The organism is Kribbella turkmenica (assembly GCF_004348725.1).
Lineage (GTDB): Bacteria > Actinomycetota > Actinomycetes > Propionibacteriales > Kribbellaceae > Kribbella > Kribbella turkmenica.
Map to the genome: position 1 here is coordinate 1 of NZ_SMKR01000089.1, position 14,039 is coordinate 14,039.

17 protein-coding genes and 1 pseudogene are annotated in these 14,039 nt (G+C 69.7%); 10 read left to right on the plus strand and 8 right to left on the minus strand.

The window, feature by feature from the left end:
• Positions 1 to 2: 2 nt before the first annotated feature.
• Positions 3 to 905 (minus strand): KPN_02809 family neutral zinc metallopeptidase, encoded by a 903-nt coding sequence (gene ypfJ, locus E1218_RS20465; RefSeq protein ID WP_132322516.1) that lies wholly within the window; start codon positions 903 to 905, stop codon positions 3 to 5.
• Between the two features lie 104 nt (positions 906 to 1,009).
• On the opposite strand from ypfJ, the gene E1218_RS20470 reads away from it, so the two are divergent.
• From E1218_RS20470 to E1218_RS37355, 4 genes and pseudogenes are all read left to right on the plus strand, one after another.
• Positions 1,010 to 2,608, plus strand: coding sequence for an ABC-F family ATP-binding cassette domain-containing protein (locus E1218_RS20470; RefSeq protein ID WP_132322518.1), 1,599 nt, complete (start codon positions 1,010 to 1,012; stop codon positions 2,606 to 2,608).
• Positions 2,609 to 2,633: 25 nt separating this feature from the next.
• Positions 2,634 to 3,404: an enoyl-CoA hydratase/isomerase family protein gene (locus E1218_RS20475; protein WP_132322520.1), complete on the plus strand. Its 771-nt coding sequence runs from the start codon at positions 2,634 to 2,636 to the stop codon at positions 3,402 to 3,404.
• 138 nt (positions 3,405 to 3,542) lie between these two features.
• Positions 3,543 to 3,791, plus strand: a complete 249-nt coding sequence (locus E1218_RS37350; protein WP_233712346.1) for a hypothetical protein — start codon at positions 3,543 to 3,545, stop codon at positions 3,789 to 3,791.
• A pseudogene (locus E1218_RS37355) lies at positions 3,734 to 3,919 on the plus strand (AraC family transcriptional regulator); the annotation flags it as partial. The gene E1218_RS37350 and the pseudogene E1218_RS37355, both read left to right, overlap by 58 nt.
• 140 nt (positions 3,920 to 4,059) lie before the next feature.
• Here E1218_RS37355 and E1218_RS20485 read toward each other — a convergent pair.
• From E1218_RS20485 to E1218_RS20495, 3 genes are read right to left on the minus strand one after another with little or no spacing between them, the layout of a single operon-like run.
• Positions 4,060 to 4,509 carry an SRPBCC family protein gene (locus E1218_RS20485; RefSeq protein ID WP_132322522.1) on the minus strand — a complete coding sequence of 150 codons (450 nt, stop codon included), beginning with the start codon at positions 4,507 to 4,509 and terminating at the stop codon, positions 4,060 to 4,062.
• Position 4,510: 1 nt separating this feature from the next.
• On the minus strand, positions 4,511 to 4,858 hold the full coding sequence (locus E1218_RS20490; RefSeq protein ID WP_132322524.1) for an ArsR/SmtB family transcription factor: 348 nt from the start codon (positions 4,856 to 4,858) through the stop codon (positions 4,511 to 4,513).
• Entirely contained in the window at positions 4,855 to 5,301 is a 447-nt protein-coding gene (locus E1218_RS20495; protein ID WP_132322526.1) for an SRPBCC domain-containing protein, read from the minus strand. The genes E1218_RS20490 and E1218_RS20495 overlap by 4 nt, the downstream gene beginning before the upstream one ends.
• Before the next feature lie 148 nt (positions 5,302 to 5,449).
• Here E1218_RS20495 and E1218_RS20500 point away from each other — a divergent pair, with 148 nt between their 5' ends.
• Together E1218_RS20500 and E1218_RS36180 are read left to right on the plus strand one after the other, a co-directional pair.
• Complete coding sequence (locus tag E1218_RS20500; protein ID WP_165949352.1) at positions 5,450 to 7,354, plus strand: ABC transporter ATP-binding protein; 1,905 nt, start codon at positions 5,450 to 5,452, stop codon at positions 7,352 to 7,354.
• A 36-nt stretch (positions 7,355 to 7,390) separates the two neighbouring features.
• Positions 7,391 to 7,567, plus strand: a complete 177-nt coding sequence (locus tag E1218_RS36180) for a hypothetical protein (protein ID WP_165949353.1) — start codon at positions 7,391 to 7,393, stop codon at positions 7,565 to 7,567.
• Between the two features lie 2 nt (positions 7,568 to 7,569).
• Here E1218_RS36180 and E1218_RS20505 read toward each other — a convergent pair whose 3' ends face one another.
• Complete coding sequence (locus tag E1218_RS20505) at positions 7,570 to 8,112, minus strand: hypothetical protein (protein WP_233712347.1); 543 nt, start codon at positions 8,110 to 8,112, stop codon at positions 7,570 to 7,572.
• Positions 8,113 to 8,204: 92 nt separating this feature from the next.
• Positions 8,205 to 9,281 (minus strand): ATP-dependent DNA ligase, encoded by a 1,077-nt coding sequence (locus tag E1218_RS20510; RefSeq protein WP_132322528.1) that lies wholly within the window; start codon positions 9,279 to 9,281, stop codon positions 8,205 to 8,207.
• Positions 9,282 to 9,370: 89 nt separating this feature from the next.
• On the opposite strand from E1218_RS20510, the gene E1218_RS20515 reads away from it, so the two are divergent.
• The 3 genes from E1218_RS20515 to E1218_RS20525 are packed head-to-tail and all read left to right on the plus strand — an operon-like array spanning position 9,371 to position 10,432.
• Positions 9,371 to 9,682, plus strand: a complete 312-nt coding sequence (locus E1218_RS20515) for a hypothetical protein (protein WP_132322530.1) — start codon at positions 9,371 to 9,373, stop codon at positions 9,680 to 9,682.
• On the plus strand, positions 9,675 to 10,103 hold the full coding sequence (locus E1218_RS20520) for a MerR family transcriptional regulator (protein ID WP_132322532.1): 429 nt from the start codon (positions 9,675 to 9,677) through the stop codon (positions 10,101 to 10,103). Before E1218_RS20515 ends, E1218_RS20520 begins: the two co-directional genes overlap by 8 nt.
• Positions 10,100 to 10,432, plus strand: coding sequence for a YnfA family protein (locus E1218_RS20525; protein ID WP_132322534.1), 333 nt, complete (start codon positions 10,100 to 10,102; stop codon positions 10,430 to 10,432). Before E1218_RS20520 ends, E1218_RS20525 begins: the two co-directional genes overlap by 4 nt.
• Before the next feature lie 44 nt (positions 10,433 to 10,476).
• On the opposite strand, the gene E1218_RS20530 is transcribed toward E1218_RS20525, so the two are convergent.
• Positions 10,477 to 11,235, minus strand: a complete 759-nt coding sequence (locus tag E1218_RS20530; protein WP_132322536.1) for a phytanoyl-CoA dioxygenase family protein — start codon at positions 11,233 to 11,235, stop codon at positions 10,477 to 10,479.
• 126 nt (positions 11,236 to 11,361) lie between these two features.
• Here E1218_RS20530 and E1218_RS20535 point away from each other — a divergent pair, with 126 nt between their 5' ends.
• Entirely contained in the window at positions 11,362 to 12,156 is a 795-nt protein-coding gene (locus tag E1218_RS20535; protein ID WP_132322538.1) for a helix-turn-helix transcriptional regulator, read from the plus strand.
• Between the two features lie 19 nt (positions 12,157 to 12,175).
• Here E1218_RS20535 and E1218_RS20540 read toward each other — a convergent pair whose 3' ends face one another.
• On the minus strand, positions 12,176 to 14,038 hold the full coding sequence (locus E1218_RS20540; RefSeq protein ID WP_132322540.1) for an ABC transporter ATP-binding protein: 1,863 nt from the start codon (positions 14,036 to 14,038) through the stop codon (positions 12,176 to 12,178).
• Position 14,039: the final 1 nt, after the last annotated feature.

A 14,039-nucleotide genomic window follows, 5' to 3' on the forward strand; every position in this document is an offset into this window, starting at 1 on the left:
GGCTAGAGGGAGTTGGCGGACCAGGTGTCGCAGGCGGTCATGTCGCCGGAGTCCATGCCGGTCCTGAACCACTTCATCCGCTGCTCGGCAGTGCCGTGGCTGAAGCTCTCCGGGTTGACCTGGCCCTGGGTCTTCTCCTGGATGCGGTCGTCACCGACGGCCGCGGCCGCGTCCAGCCCGCGGGCGATGTCGTCCTCGGTGAGGCCCTCGATGAACGGCTTGCCGGTCTGGTCGGGAACCGTGGTCGCGTGATTCGTCCAGATGCCGGCGAGGCAGTCGGCCTGCAGTTCCGACCGCACGGCGTCCGAGCTCGGGCCGTTGCGGGTCTTGATCCGGCCGAGGATGCCGTAGAGATTCTGGATGTGGTGGCCGTACTCGTGCGCCACCACGTACGCCTCGGCGAAGTCGCCGCCGCGCGCGCCCAGGTCGGTCTGCAGCGTCTCGAAGAAGCCGAGGTCCAGGTAGACGCGCTTGTCCGGTGGGCAGTAGAACGGCCCGACCGCGCTGGTCGCCGGTCCGCACGCGGTGTTCACCGAGCCGCTGAACACCCGCATCGGTGCGCGGGTGTACTTCTTGCCGCGGCGCGGGAGCTCGGCGGCCCAGAAGCGCTCGATCGAGTTCTGGTAGAAGACGAACCGGCAGTCGTTGTTCGTCTGGATGTCCCTGCCCGTCTCGCAGGAGGCCAGGTTGCCCGGCGCCGTGTTCCGGGCGGCCGGTTCCTCGGTGCCGCTTCCGCCCGGCAGGCCGCCGTTCAGGAGGAGGATGACGACGAGCAGGATGATGCCGCCGATTCCGCCGCCGATCGGGATCGTGCCGCCGGGCAGCAGGCCGCCGCCGCCTCCGCCACTACCGCGGGTGTCCTCGACACCGCTGGTGTCGAGATCCGCGTCCGGGTTGAATTTCACAGCACCTAGACTAGACCTGAGTGCGGGGGATTCTGCCGTGTCGTGACGCAGCGCCGCCGACCCGCTACCGACCGACCCCTCGATTTAGGACGTCTGCCACCGCGATGATCACTGTCTCCAACCTCGAGGTCCGCGTGGGCGCCCGGCAGTTGCTCGCTCCCGCCTCGTTCCGGGTCGGGCCGGGCGACAAGGTGGGGCTGGTCGGCCGGAACGGTGCCGGCAAGACGACGCTGACCAAGATCCTGGCCGGTGAGGGCCTGCCGGCCAGCGGCTCGGTCAACTCCTCGGGCGAGATCGGCTACCTCCCGCAGGACCCGCGCACCGGCGATCTCGAAGTACTCGCCCGCGACCGGATCCTGTCCGCCCGCGGCCTGGACGAGGTCGTCCGGCGGATGCGCGGTGCGGAGAAGTCGATGGCCAGCGCGGACGAGAAGACCCGGGCGAAGGGCATGCGGCGGTACGAGCGCGCCGAGGCGGACCTGCACGCGGCCGGCGGGTACGCCGCCGAGGCCGAGGCGGCCCGGATCGCGGCGAACCTCGGCCTGCCGGACCGGGTGCTGGGACAACCGCTGAGCACGCTGTCCGGCGGTCAGCGACGCCGGGTCGAGCTGGCCCGGATCCTGTTCTCGCAGGCGCAGACGCTGCTGCTGGACGAGCCGACCAACCACCTGGACGCGGACTCGATCGTCTGGCTGCGCGACTTCCTCAAGTCGTACTCCGGTGGCGTGATCATGATCAGCCACGACGTGAACCTGCTCGAGGAGACGGTCACCCGGGTGTTCCACCTGGACGCGAACCGGGCCGAGATCGACGTCTACAACGTCGGCTGGAAGGCGTACCTGACCCAGCGGGAGACCGACGAGCGTCGCCGCAAACGGGAGCGGGCGAACGCGGAGAAGAAGGCGAGCCAGCTGGTCGATCAGGCGAACAAGATGCGTGCCAAGGCGACCAAGGCGACCGCTGCTCAGCAGATGCTCCGCCGGGCCGAGCGGCTGATGTCCGAGCTCGAGGGCGAGCGCAAGGCCGACCGGGTCGCCAAGATCGCGTTCCCGACGCCGGCGCCGTGCGGCAAGACGCCGTTGATGGCCCGGGAGCTGTCGAAGTCGTACGGCTCGCTGGAGATCTTCACCGACGTCGACCTCGCGATCGACCGCGGCTCCCGGGTGGTCGTGCTCGGGCTGAACGGCGCCGGCAAGACCACGCTGTTGCGGATCCTCGGCGGGATCGAGAAGGCGGACACCGGTGAGGTGATCGACGGCCACGGCCTGAAACTCGGGTACTACGCGCAGGAGCACGAGACCCTGGACGTCAACCGGACGGTGCTGGAGAACATGAAGACCGCGGCACCGGACCTGAACGAGACACAGGCGCGCAGCGTGCTCGGCTCGTTCCTGTTCACCGGGGACGACGCCGACAAGCCCGCCCGGGTGCTGTCCGGCGGTGAGAAGACGCGGCTCGCGCTGGCGACCCTGGTCGTTTCGGCCGCGAACGTCCTGCTGCTCGACGAGCCGACCAACAACCTGGACCCGGCGTCCCGGGCCGAGGTGCTGAACGCGATCCGGTCGTACGCCGGCGCGATCGTCCTTGTCACGCACGACGAGGGCGCGGTCGAGGCGCTGGAGCCGGAGCGGGTGCTGCTGCTGCCGGACGGCGTCGAGGACCTCTGGACGAACGAGTACGCCGACCTGGTCTCGCTCGCCTAGTTACTCCGAAGTAGTGTTCCGTTGCATGACGGAACTGGGAGTGAGATTGACGGTGGACGGGCCGGTCGCCCGGGTCGTGCTGGACCGGCCGGACGTGCGCAACGCGCAGACGCCGGCGATGTGGCGGGCGCTCGCGGAGTTCGGTACGACGCTGCCGCCCGAGGTCCGCGTGGTGGTTGTGTCGGGGGAGGGGCCGTCGTTCTCGGCCGGTCTCGACCGCAGGCTGATGACGGGCGAACAGGCCGACGGTGAGGAGCCGCTGCTCGCTCTCGGGGCGAAGCCGACGGCGGAGGTGCACGACACGATCGCCGTGTTCCAGGCGGGGTTCTCGTGGTTGCGGCGGCCGGAGTTCGTGAGTATCGCCGCGGTGCAGGGGCACGCGGTGGGCGCCGGGTTCCAGTTGGCGCTGGCGTGCGACCTTCGGGTGGTGACGCCGGACGCCCGGTTCAGCATGCGCGAGCCGGCGCTCGGGTTGGTGCCGGATCTGGGCGGTACGCAGCCGCTGGTCCAGTTGGTCGGGTACTCGCGGGCGCTCGAGATCTGTGCGACGTCCCGCTGGGTCGAGGCGGACGAGGCGAAGGAGCTCGGCCTCGCGAACATCGTCGTACCGGCGGAGGAGCTGGCGGCCACGGTCAAGGACCTGTCCGACGCGGTGCTGCAACCACTCGCCGGCGCGGTCCGCGAGACGAAGGCGCTGCTGCTCGGTGCCGCGGATCGCAGCTACGAGGAGCAACTGACGGCGGAGCGGGAGGCTCAGGAGCGCCGCCTGAAGGATCTTCTGGCGAGCCTCGGCTGAGCTGGTCGGCCAGCCGCCGAGCAGCGCCATGAGCAGGAGCGCGACGAGGCTGCTCGACGGGCGGCGCGCGACCACGCACTGGACCTCAGCCGGAGCTCTGGCCCGGCGTTACCCTCAGGTCGAGGTCGATCCCCCACTGTGCTGTTCGTCGACGAGGGCGATGTGCTGACGTCGGCGGGAGCGGCGACCGGGCTCGACCTCTGCATCCACATGGTGCGCAAGGACTTCGGCGCGGCGGTCGCCGCCGAGACCGCCCGCCACATCGTCATCCCGCCCCAGCGCACCGGCGACCAGGCGCAGTTCATTCTCCACCGAGCCCGGCGACGACAGTGGTTCGCTCGAGCCGACGATGCGCTGGCTGCGAGACCGCGTGGGGCGAGCCGCTGACGCTGGCCGACATCGCCCGGCACGCGGCGATCAGTCCGCGGACCCTGAATCGGCGGCTCGGCGAACAGACCGGGATGACACCGCTGCAGTGGCTGCTCACCCAGCGCGTGCGGCACGCCCAGGAGCTCCTGGAGACCACCGCGCTGCCGGTCGAGGACATCGCCCGGCATTGCGGGTTCGGCACTGCGAATCAACCTGCGTCAGCACTTCACCCGGCGGGTGCACATGTCGCCGCTGTCGTACCGCCGCGCGTTCCAGGCGGACTGACCTACGGCCAGTTGCTGATCTCCACGTCGTTCGGCGACGGGTCGCCCTTGCCGGTTTCGACGTACTTCTTCAGGCTCAGCAGGAAGCTGGCCCACTTGGTGCTGCAGTGGTGCATGAACTCGACCGGTTCCTTCCAGCCCTCGTGCTTGAAGAGCAGGATCGCCCAGTCGTCCACCTGGGAGAGCTCGAACCCGACGTGGGTCCCGATCCACTCGGGCGGCCCGTCGACGACCTCCCAGCGGACGAGCTCGCCAGCCTTCGAGTCCAGCACCTTCATGTCGAAGCCTTCACCGCCCGCGCCGGCGAAGCGGAACTTGATCACCCCGCCGACGTCGGGGTCGCCGGTGGTGTCCTGGGTCCACCAGCCGGCCAGCCCGTCGATCGTGCTCAACGCCTGGAAGACGTCGTCGCGCGAAGCCGTGGCTCCGATCCTGTGCAGGATGTCGACCATGTCAGTTACCTCTTTCGTGTGTCTGGGTCTGGATGGCCTCGGCCATCCGCTTGATCCGCTGCAGCCGGCCGTCCCATGCGTCGCGGACGGTCGACAGCTGTGCGACCGCGCGAGCGAGTTGGGCTTCGTCGACCGTGTAGAGGCGTTCACGGCCGGCCGGCGTGACGTGCACCAGACCGACCCGGTCCAGGACACCGAGGTGTTTGGCGACAGCCTGCCGGGTGACCGGCAACTGGTCGCTCAGGCTGGTCGCCGTACCCCCGTTGCCGGCGAGCAGCAGGTCGAGCATCCGCCGCCGGGTCGGGTCGCCGACGGCCGACCAGAGGTCGTCGTCGATCGACACGTTCACGGCGCCGACACCAGCCGGTCGACGTACGGCGTGAGCCGGGGGAGGAAGTAGTCCCAGCCGGTGACGTGGTCGTGGTACACCTCGTCAGGCGTCGCCGACTCGTCGAACCCGGTCTCGGAGAACCGCAGCAGCGTGCCCGCCCCGGCCGGCACCAGGTCGAACGTCACCAGCAGCGAGTTGGCCACGGTCGCGACCTCGTCCAGCGCGTACGCCCACCGGAAGACGAACCGCCGCGGCGGATCGGCCTCGATCACCGTGAGCGGCACGAACTTGCCGTCCGGCCGGTTGGTGAACGCGATCGTGCCGGTCGCACCGGGAGCCGGCTCGTAGTCGGCCTCGTCCGGCCACCACGCGCGCACGTGCTCGGGCTTGCTGACGACCTCGTACACCACCTCGGGTGCGGCGTCGATGTGAATCTCCCGGTCGATGCTGCGCTGTCCCATCCCACGTCTCCCTCGTTGTCCCGCAACCTTTGGTTGCAAATGACTGTACGGCGCAAATCGCCAATTTGCAACCATAGGTTGCTCGAAGGAAGTTCAGGACGTGGGTACGTGTTGTCAACGGTGACGAGCAGACACGGGAGGACACCGGATGTCAGGGATGCGGCCGATGGGCGGCGGGATGGGCGGCGGCATGGGCGCCTACGGCTGGCGCCGTCAGGACGCGTCCGTCGCCGGGCAGAAGCTGGCGAAGGGCACGCTGCGGCGGATCGTCCGGTTCGCCCGGCCCTACCGCTGGCACATCACGCTGTTCCTCGTGCTCGTGGTGATCTCGGCGTTCCTGGTGATCGCCTCGCCGTTGCTGTTCAAGAAGATCGTCGACGACGGCATCAGCAAGGGCAACGCCGGCCTGGTGACCGCGCTCGCCCTGGTGGTCGCCCTGCTCGCCGTCGTCGAGGCCGGCCTCGGCCTGATGCAGCGCTGGTTCTCCGCCCGGATCGGTGAGGGACTGATCTTCGACCTGCGGACCAAGGTGTTCGCGCACGTCCAGCAGATGCCGGTCGCGTTCTTCACCCGGACGCAGACCGGCGCGCTCGTGTCCCGGCTGAACAACGACGTGATCGGAGCCCAGCAGGCGTTCACGTCGACGCTGTCCGGCGTCGTCTCGAACATCATCAGCCTGGTCCTGGTGGTCGGCGCGATGCTGCTGCTGAGCTGGCAGCTGACCGTGGTGGCGATCCTGCTGCTGCCGGTGTTCCTGGTCCCGGCCCGGATCCTGGGCCGCCGGCTGGCCGCGATGACGCGCGAGCAGATGCAGCTGAACGCGGACATGTCGACCGCGATGACCGAGCGCTTCAGCGTCGGCGGCGCGCTGCTGGTCACGCTGTTCGGCCGGCCCGAGCTGGAGAACCAGGGGTTCGGCGAGCGGGCCGGCCGGGTCCGCGACCTCGGCATCCGGATCGCGATGCTCGGGCGGGTGTTCTTCACCGCGCTGACCCTGGTCGCCGCGCTGGCGACGGCCCTGGTGTACGGCGTCGGCGGCAACATGGCCGTCCGCGAGACGCTGACCATCGGGACCCTGCTCGCCCTGGTCGCGCTGCTCGGCCGCCTGTACGGGCCGTTGACCGCCCTGTCGAACATCCGGGTGGACGTGATGACCGCCCTGGTGTCGTTCGAGCGGGTCTTCGAGGTGCTCGACCTGGAGCCGATGATCAAGGACGCGCCCGGTGCCGAGCCGCTGCCCGACGACGCGTCGAGTGTCGAGTTCGACCAGGTGGCGTTCTCCTACCCGACCGCGGAGCAGGTCTCGCTGGCGAGCCTGGAATCCGTCGCCGTGCTGGACAAGCGCGTGTCCGCGCAGGTGCTGAGGGACGTCAGCTTCGTCGTCCGGCCCGGCCAGATGGTCGCGCTGGTCGGTCCGTCCGGAGCCGGCAAGACCACGATCACGAACCTGGTCGCCCGCTTGTACGACGTGACCGGCGGAGCGGTCCGGATCGGCGGGAACGACGTCCGGGACGTGACGCTGCGGTCGTTGCACGACGCCATCGGCTACGTCACGCAGGACGCGCACATGTTCCACGACACCATCCGGGCGAACCTCGGCTACGCGAAGCCGGAGGCGACCGACGAGGAGATGATCGAGGCGCTGAAGTCCGCGCAGATCTGGGAGCTGGTGTCGTCGCTGCCCGACGGCCTGGACACCGTGGTCGGCGACCGCGGGCACCGGCTGTCCGGGGGCGAGCGCCAGCGGCTCGCGATCGCCCGGTTGTTGCTGAAGGCACCGCGCATCGTCGTTCTCGACGAAGCCACCGCGCACCTGGACTCGGAGTCCGAGGTCGCCGTCCAGCGAGCGCTCGACACAGCGCTCGAAGGGCGGACGTCGCTGGTGATCGCGCACCGGCTGTCCACGGTCCGCGACGCCGACCTGATCCTCGTCGTTGACCAGGGCAACATCGTCGAACGCGGCACGCACGAGGAGTTGCTGGCCCGCGGCGGCGAGTACGCCGACCTCTACCGCACCCAGTTCAGCGAATCGGGTACTGCCGCGGGCGTGTAGGGGTACTTTGACGGTGATGCACCCGTGGAGGCAACCATGATCAAGCTGGCCCTGGTCCTCGCCGCCGGGTACGCGGGCTTCAAGCTCGCCTACCATTCCGAGGACGGCCGCCACTACGGCAAGGTGGGCGACCACACGCTCCGGACCACCCTTGCGCTGCTGATCGCCACCCTCGCCGGGGGTGTCACGTACGCGGCTCTGCTACCGCACTGACGTCAGGACGCGGACGCCTTCTGCGGATCGTGCTCCAGCAGGTGCAGCACGGGTACGCCGAGGTGGCGGCGGGCCGAGTTGGTCCAGTCGAGGTGGAAGAACTCGGCGACCACGTGCGGCCGGGTGAGGATGATGACCTCCCGCCCGTTCACCTTGTCCACGGTGGCGATCAGGGCGTCGATCGGGCGGTCGTGGGAGATCCCGCCGTCGGCGTCCTGGCCGAGGTCGCGCAGCCGCTGGACGCTTCGCCCGGTGCAGCCCTTCGCCTCGGTGTCGATCGCCTTCTGGGCCTCGGCCAGGTCCTGGCGCTGGGTGGCCAGGCCGGGTCCGTAGAGGTCGGCCGTACCGAGCGCGCTGATGGACGCCTCCACGCCGGCTTCGGCGTTGTGGCAGGGCACGAGCACGTGGTACTTCACCGGCTCGGGCATGTCCTGGTGCAGTTCGACGACGCGCTCGGCGTCCGGCTCGGACAGTTCCTGCTCGACGAGCAGTACGACGTCGTACATCTCGCGACCTCCGGTTCGTACCAGTCGGTATACCCCCATGATGCCCCTCCCGGGGCCGTTTGACCGTCAACTGTATCGATCCAGTTTTTCGCCGGCCCACGTCCCGACCGCCCGCACCAGGCGGTGGAGCATCAGCTGGTGGCGCTGGTGAGAACGTCGGCCAGGTCGAACTTGACGGGTTCTTCGAGCTGTTCGTAGGTGCACGACTCCGGGGTGCGGTCGGGGCGCCAGCGAACGAACTGGGCGGTGTGGCGGAAGCGGACGCCTTCCATGTGGTCGTAGCGGACCTCGACGACCAGCTCAGGGCGCAGGGGAGTGAAGGAGAGGTCCTTGCCCGCCTGCCAGCGGCTGCCTTCGGCGTTGCGCGGGGTCCGGACGCCTTCCTCCTGCTTCGCCCACGCCCACGGGTGCTCGTCGAACGTGGTGACCAGCGGCTGCATCTCCTCGAACAGCTCCTTGCGCCGCTCGAGCGGGAACGCGCCGATCACGCCGACGCTGGCCAGCGTTCCGTCCGCGTTGTAGAGGCCGAGCAGCAGCGACCCGATCCGGTCCGGCCCGCTCTTGTGCACGCGGTAGCCGGCGACCACGCAGTCCGCCGTACGCTCCGGTTTGACCTTGAACATGACCCGCTTGTCCGGCTGGTACGGGCCGTCGAGCGGCTTCGCGATCAGCCCGTCCAGGCCCGCGCCCTCGAACTGCTCGAACCACTGCCCGGCGGTCGTGTGGTCGGTGGTCGCCGGGGTGACGTGGATCGGCGCCTCGACGCCGGCGAGCGCCTCGAGGAGGGCGGCCCGACGTTGGCTGAACGGGCGCTCGGTGTAGTCGTCGTCGCCGAGCGCCAGCAGGTCGAACGCGACGAACCGGGCCGGCGTCTTCTCCGCCAGCATGTTCACCCGGCTCGCGGCCGGGTGGATCCGCTGCTGCAGCGCCTCGAAGTCCAGCCGGTCGCCGGACTCGCCGATGACGACGATCTCGCCGTCGACCGCGCAGCGTTCCGGCAGGTTCGCCTTCACCGCCTCGACCAGCTCGGGGAAGTACCGCGTCATCGGCTTCTCGTTCCGGCTGCCGATCTCCACCTCGTCCCCGTCGCGGAAGATGATGGAGCGGAACCCGTCCCACTTCGGCTCGTAGCTGAGCTCACCGCGGGGGATCTCCTTGACGGGCTTGGCCAGCATCGGTTTCACCGGCGGCATGATCGGCAGTCGCATCCCGCCATTCTGACCCACCGCCAGGCCGCCAACCAGAATCCCGCCCCGCAGTTGCATCTGGTACTTGGGTACAGGTTTACCGTCGAAGCATGAGTATGACGAACTGGGCCCCGGAGGCCTGCACCCTGCCGACTGCCGAGCAGCCGTTCCGTGTCGCGGAGTTCGACTCGCTCTTCGCTGAGCACCTCCAGCGGGTGACGCGGGTCGATCCGGCCACGCTGGACCTGACGCTGGCCGCCGAGGCGCACGACACGGCGGCCGACCTCACCGCGCGGGAGACCGAGTGCTGCTCGTTCTTCCGCTTCGAGCTGACCCCGGACGGCGAGCACCTCGGCTTGCGGATCACGGTCCCGCCGGCGCACGTCGACGTACTGGATGCTCTGAGCGCGCGGTATGGCTGACGGACTCCGCTCCGGACAGGTCGCTGCCGCCGCGGGCGTGAACCTGCAGACACTCCGGTACTACGAACGTCGCGGACTGCTCGAGGAACCGACGAGGAGTCTCGGCGGCCACCGGCTGTACCCGGACGAGGCGGTCACCACGTTGCGGGTGATCAAGGCCGCCCAGCGGCTCGGGTTCACGCTCACCGAGGTTGCGGAGCTGCTGGACGCGGCCAGGCACCGGCATCGTCTCGGCGAGGGAGCCGGACTGCAGGCCCGCGCCCGCCAGAAGCTGGCGGACGTGGAAGCCAAGATCGCCGACCTGACCGTGATCGCCGGCAGCCTGCGTGCCGGGATCGCGGCCGGCTGCGACGACCTCGAGACCTGTGCCGGCGATCCGGACTGTCCCTTGCCGTTCACCGAACTGGTCGCGCGCTCGTGACGGTCCTGCGCTCGGTGCTGCTGTTCGTGCTGGCGGCGCTCGCGGAGATCGGCGGTGCCTGGCTGGTCTGGCAGGGCTGGCGCGAGCACCGCGGCGCCTGGTGGATCGCCGGTGGCGTGATCGCGCTCGGTGCGTACGGTTTCGTGGCGACCTTCCAGCCGGATCCGCACTTCGGTCGCATCCTGGCCGCGTACGGCGGCGTGTTCGTCGCCGGGTCACTCGCCTGGGGAATGCTCGTGGACAAGTTCCGCCCGGACCGCTGGGACCTCCTCGGCGCCGCCACCTGCCTCGTCGGCGTCGCCGTCATCATGTACGCGCCCAGGGACTGACTCAGGACTGGCCCGGACCGCCAGGCGATCCGGGCCCACTTCTGTCAGCGGTCGGCGACGATCCGGCCGCCGTCGAGGAACGGGTCGAACGATCCGTGCGCGGTGGTTCCGTCCTTCGACGAGATGATCTCCCGGGAGTACTGCGCGATGTACACCCGCCGATTCCGGTCGGTCAGGTTGGCGCCGCTGCGGTGGATGACGACGCTGGAGAAGACCACGATCGAGCCCGCCGCAGCGGTCATCGAGAGGCCGGGATCGCTGCCGAAGTAGCAGACCATGTCGTTCAGCTCGGGGTCCCGGATGTGCTTGACGTACGACCTGATCCCGGAGCGCGAGTACGGCAGCAGGTAGACCGAGCCGTTCTCCTCGGTGACGTCGTCGAGGGCGATCCAGCAGGTGAGGTAGGGCTCGTGGTCCTCGTGCACGTACCCGGAGTCCTGGTGCCAGGCGAACGCCGTGTCCGGGTCCCCGGCCTTGATCACGTACTGCTCCCAGAACAGGTACGCCTGGTCGCCCAGGGTCGCCCGGCAGATCTCGGCCATCGTGTCGCTGAACAGGAACTGCCGCAGCTCCGGTCGGTCCTGGTAGATCATGCTGCTGAAGTAGCGCTTGCCGCGGTGGTTGATGCCGAGCGAGTCGGTGCCGGCCGCGTCCATCGCGGCGTCCAGCTTGTCGATCGAGTACTGCGCTCCGCCGCGCAGCAGCTCGAGTTGTTCGTCGGTGAGTACGCGGTCCAGCACGAAGTACCCCTCGTCGCGGAACTGGGCCAGGTGCTCGCGCGTGACCAGGCTGGTCGGTGTCATCGTGCAGTCCTCCGGTCGGTCGGCGTGTTGCTACCACCGGAACGCTAGGACGACGGCGACGGCCGGAGAATGTCTCCGCTCGGCCCGGACATGAACGTTCTGGCGCCTTGTGGGTAGTGTCCAGGCATGGGCGAGCGGACCGTAGTGGCGATCGCCGACGGGCCCGTGACCCGGCTGGGCCAGCTGGTGCTCGCGGGCGAGGTGATCGACGACGAGCCGATCATGTCACCGGCGCTGCGGGTGATGGACGCGTACGTGCTGTCGGTGCTGATCGATGGTGAGGGCAACTACCGCGACGCCGACGGGCGGGCCGAGCGGATCACGCCGGGCGCGCACACGATCGTGCCGCCGGGGTTCCCACACACCTACGGCACGGATCCGGGGGAGCGGTGGACGGAGCTGTTCGTGGTCTTCACCGGGCCGCTGTTCGACGCGCTCGCCCACCTGAGCGACCCCGGCCCGCGGTACCCGGTGCCGTTGCCGTCGATCGAGGTGTTGCGCACCGTACTGCGGTCGCCGCCGCGGACCCGCCGGGTCGCCGAGCATCAGTTGCTGGCGCTGGCCGACTGGCTGATCGACACCGACGACATCGTGGACAGTCCCGAGGTGACCACCGAGATCATGGACGCGATGGGCCGGCTCGCCGACGACCTGACGGCGAGCGCCGACCTGGGGGCCGTGGCGGCCGGGGCGGGCTTGAGCTACGACACGTTCCGGCGCCGGTTCGCGGCCCAGGTCGGCCAGACGCCGGCCGCGTTCCGGACCGGGCGCCGGCTGCAGGCGGCGGCCACGCTGCTGCGGCTGACCGACCTGACCCACCGGGAGATCGCCCGGACGCTCGGGTTCGCCGACGAGTTCCACCTGTCGCGCCGGTTCCGGGCCCACTTCGGCGTCTCGCCGCGGGAGTACCGCAAAGCGTGAGCCCGGCGCCGGCGCGCGGTCAGGTGAGTTGCCGTGCGCCCGGGCGGGGGATGGCCGCCAGCAGCGTGCGGGTGTACGGGTCCTTCGCCTGACCGATCACCTCGAGGGTCGGGCCCCGCTCGACCATCACACCATGGTTCAGCACCATCACCTCGTCGGCGAGCAGCCGCGCGCTGAGCAGGTCGTGGGTGATGTACAGCATGGCGATTCCGCGGTCGCGGACCAGCTTGTCGAGCAGTGCGACGATCTCGGCCCGGATGGACACGTCCAGCATCGAGATCGGTTCGTCCGCGACCAGCAGTTCGGGTTCGGGCGCCAGCGCCCGCGCGATGACCACCCGCTGACGCTGTCCGCCGGACAGCTGGTGCGGCAGCTTGTCGAGGTACTGCTCGGCCGGACTCAGCCCGACCGTTTCGAGCAGTTCGGCCGCCCGTGTCCGGGCTTGTGCGGCGTTCATGCCGAGGTGGTTGCGCAACGGCCGGCTGAGTGCGTAAGCCACTGTCCGGGTCGGGTTGAGCGCGGAGAACGGATCCTGGAAGACCAGCTGCACGTGCCGCCGGTACTTCCGTAGCGCGCGCCGTCCCAGCTGATCGACCGCCGTGTCCTTGAACCGGATCGTTCCGGACGTCGGACGCTCCACACCGGTGAGGAGGCGGGCGATGGTGGTCTTGCCGGAACCGCTTTGACCGACCAGCGCGGTGACCTGTCCCGGCCGCAGCGCGAACGAGACGCCGTCGACGGCTGTGGTCACGGTCGGGCTCAGCCCGCGCCTGGTCTTGTAGACCTTGCGGACACCGTCCATCACGAGCACCGGCTCCGCGGCGATCCTCGCCTCGGCGCCGGCCGCAAAGACCTGATCGCGACTGCGCAGGGCGGCGGCCTTGTCCAGTACGGCGCGGGGGTCGGTCGCCTGCTCGACCAGCAGACACCGGACCTCACCCAGGTGCGCGGGCAGCAGCTCCGGATGCACGGTCCGGCAGGTGTCCACCGCCACCGGGCAGCGTGGCTCGAACCGGCAGCCCTGCTGCGGCTGCGACAGGTCCGGCGGCCGGCCCGGGATGAACTCGACCTTGACGACTTCGTCCCTCGGGTCGGCGTACGAGCCGAGCAGGCCGGCGCTGTACGGGTGCAGGTGACGCGTGACCATCTCGGCGGCCGGCTGGTCCTCGACGATCTCCCCGGCGTACATCACCATCACCCGGTCGGCCAGTTCCATCACCGTGCCGAGGTCGTGGCTGATGAACAGCACGGCGAACCCGAGCCGCGCCTGCAGCTCGCGCAACCGGTCCAGGATGTCGCGCTGCACCACGACGTCGAGGCCGGTGGTCGGCTCGTCGAGCAGCACGAGCCGGGGTTCGAGCGCGAGCGCCAGGGCGAGCGCGACCCGCTGCTTCATCCCGCCCGAGAGCTCGTGCGGGTACCGGCGCAGCACGGACCGGTCGAGCGCCACCAGCTCCAGCAGCTCGCCGGCCCGCGCGCCGATGTCCAGGCCCTTGCCCTGCTTGTTGCCGAAGGCATCGGGATGGGCCTCGAACGTGTCGGCGAACTGGTGCCGGACGGTGATCACCGGGTTGAGCGAGTTCATGCTCGACTGGAACACCGTGGACAGGTCGACCCAGCGCAGTGATCGCAGCTCGTCCTCGGGCGTCGTGGTCACGTTCCGCCCGTCGAACCTGATCGAGCCGCCGGTGATCGCGGCCGGTCTGTCCAGCAGCCGCAGTACGGCGGTGCCAAGCGTCGACTTGCCGCAGCCGGACTCGCCGAGCAGACCGACGAACTCGCCCTCGTGCACGTCGAAGCTGACCCGGTCCACCGCCCGGACCGCGGCGGAGTCGCGCGGGCTGTAGGTGACACTCAGGTCGCGGACCTCGAGCAGCGCCATC

What these genes read in the sequence shown, in the direction of transcription:
- E1218_RS20470 (WP_132322518.1), top strand. Translation starts at nt 1,010, where the DNA reads ATGATCACTGTCTCCAACCTCGAGGTCCGCGTGGGCGCCCGGCAGTTG.
- E1218_RS20475 (WP_132322520.1), top strand. Translation starts at nt 2,634, where the DNA reads ATGACGGAACTGGGAGTGAGATTGACGGTGGACGGGCCGGTCGCCCGG.
- E1218_RS20485 (WP_132322522.1), bottom strand. Translation starts at nt 4,509, where the DNA reads ATGGTCGACATCCTGCACAGGATCGGAGCCACGGCTTCGCGCGACGAC.
- E1218_RS20495 (WP_132322526.1), bottom strand. Translation starts at nt 5,301, where the DNA reads ATGGGACAGCGCAGCATCGACCGGGAGATTCACATCGACGCCGCACCC.
- E1218_RS20500 (WP_165949352.1), top strand. Translation starts at nt 5,450, where the DNA reads ATGTCAGGGATGCGGCCGATGGGCGGCGGGATGGGCGGCGGCATGGGC.
- E1218_RS36180 (WP_165949353.1), top strand. Translation starts at nt 7,391, where the DNA reads ATGATCAAGCTGGCCCTGGTCCTCGCCGCCGGGTACGCGGGCTTCAAG.
- E1218_RS20505 (WP_233712347.1), bottom strand. Translation starts at nt 8,112, where the DNA reads ATGGGGGTATACCGACTGGTACGAACCGGAGGTCGCGAGATGTACGAC.
- E1218_RS20510 (WP_132322528.1), bottom strand. Translation starts at nt 9,281, where the DNA reads ATGCGACTGCCGATCATGCCGCCGGTGAAACCGATGCTGGCCAAGCCC.
- E1218_RS20515 (WP_132322530.1), top strand. Translation starts at nt 9,371, where the DNA reads ATGAGTATGACGAACTGGGCCCCGGAGGCCTGCACCCTGCCGACTGCC.
- E1218_RS20520 (WP_132322532.1), top strand. Translation starts at nt 9,675, where the DNA reads ATGGCTGACGGACTCCGCTCCGGACAGGTCGCTGCCGCCGCGGGCGTG.
- E1218_RS20530 (WP_132322536.1), bottom strand. Translation starts at nt 11,235, where the DNA reads ATGACACCGACCAGCCTGGTCACGCGCGAGCACCTGGCCCAGTTCCGC.
- E1218_RS20535 (WP_132322538.1), top strand. Translation starts at nt 11,362, where the DNA reads ATGGGCGAGCGGACCGTAGTGGCGATCGCCGACGGGCCCGTGACCCGG.
- E1218_RS20540 (WP_132322540.1), bottom strand. Translation starts at nt 14,038, where the DNA reads ATGGCGCTGCTCGAGGTCCGCGACCTGAGTGTCACCTACAGCCCGCGC.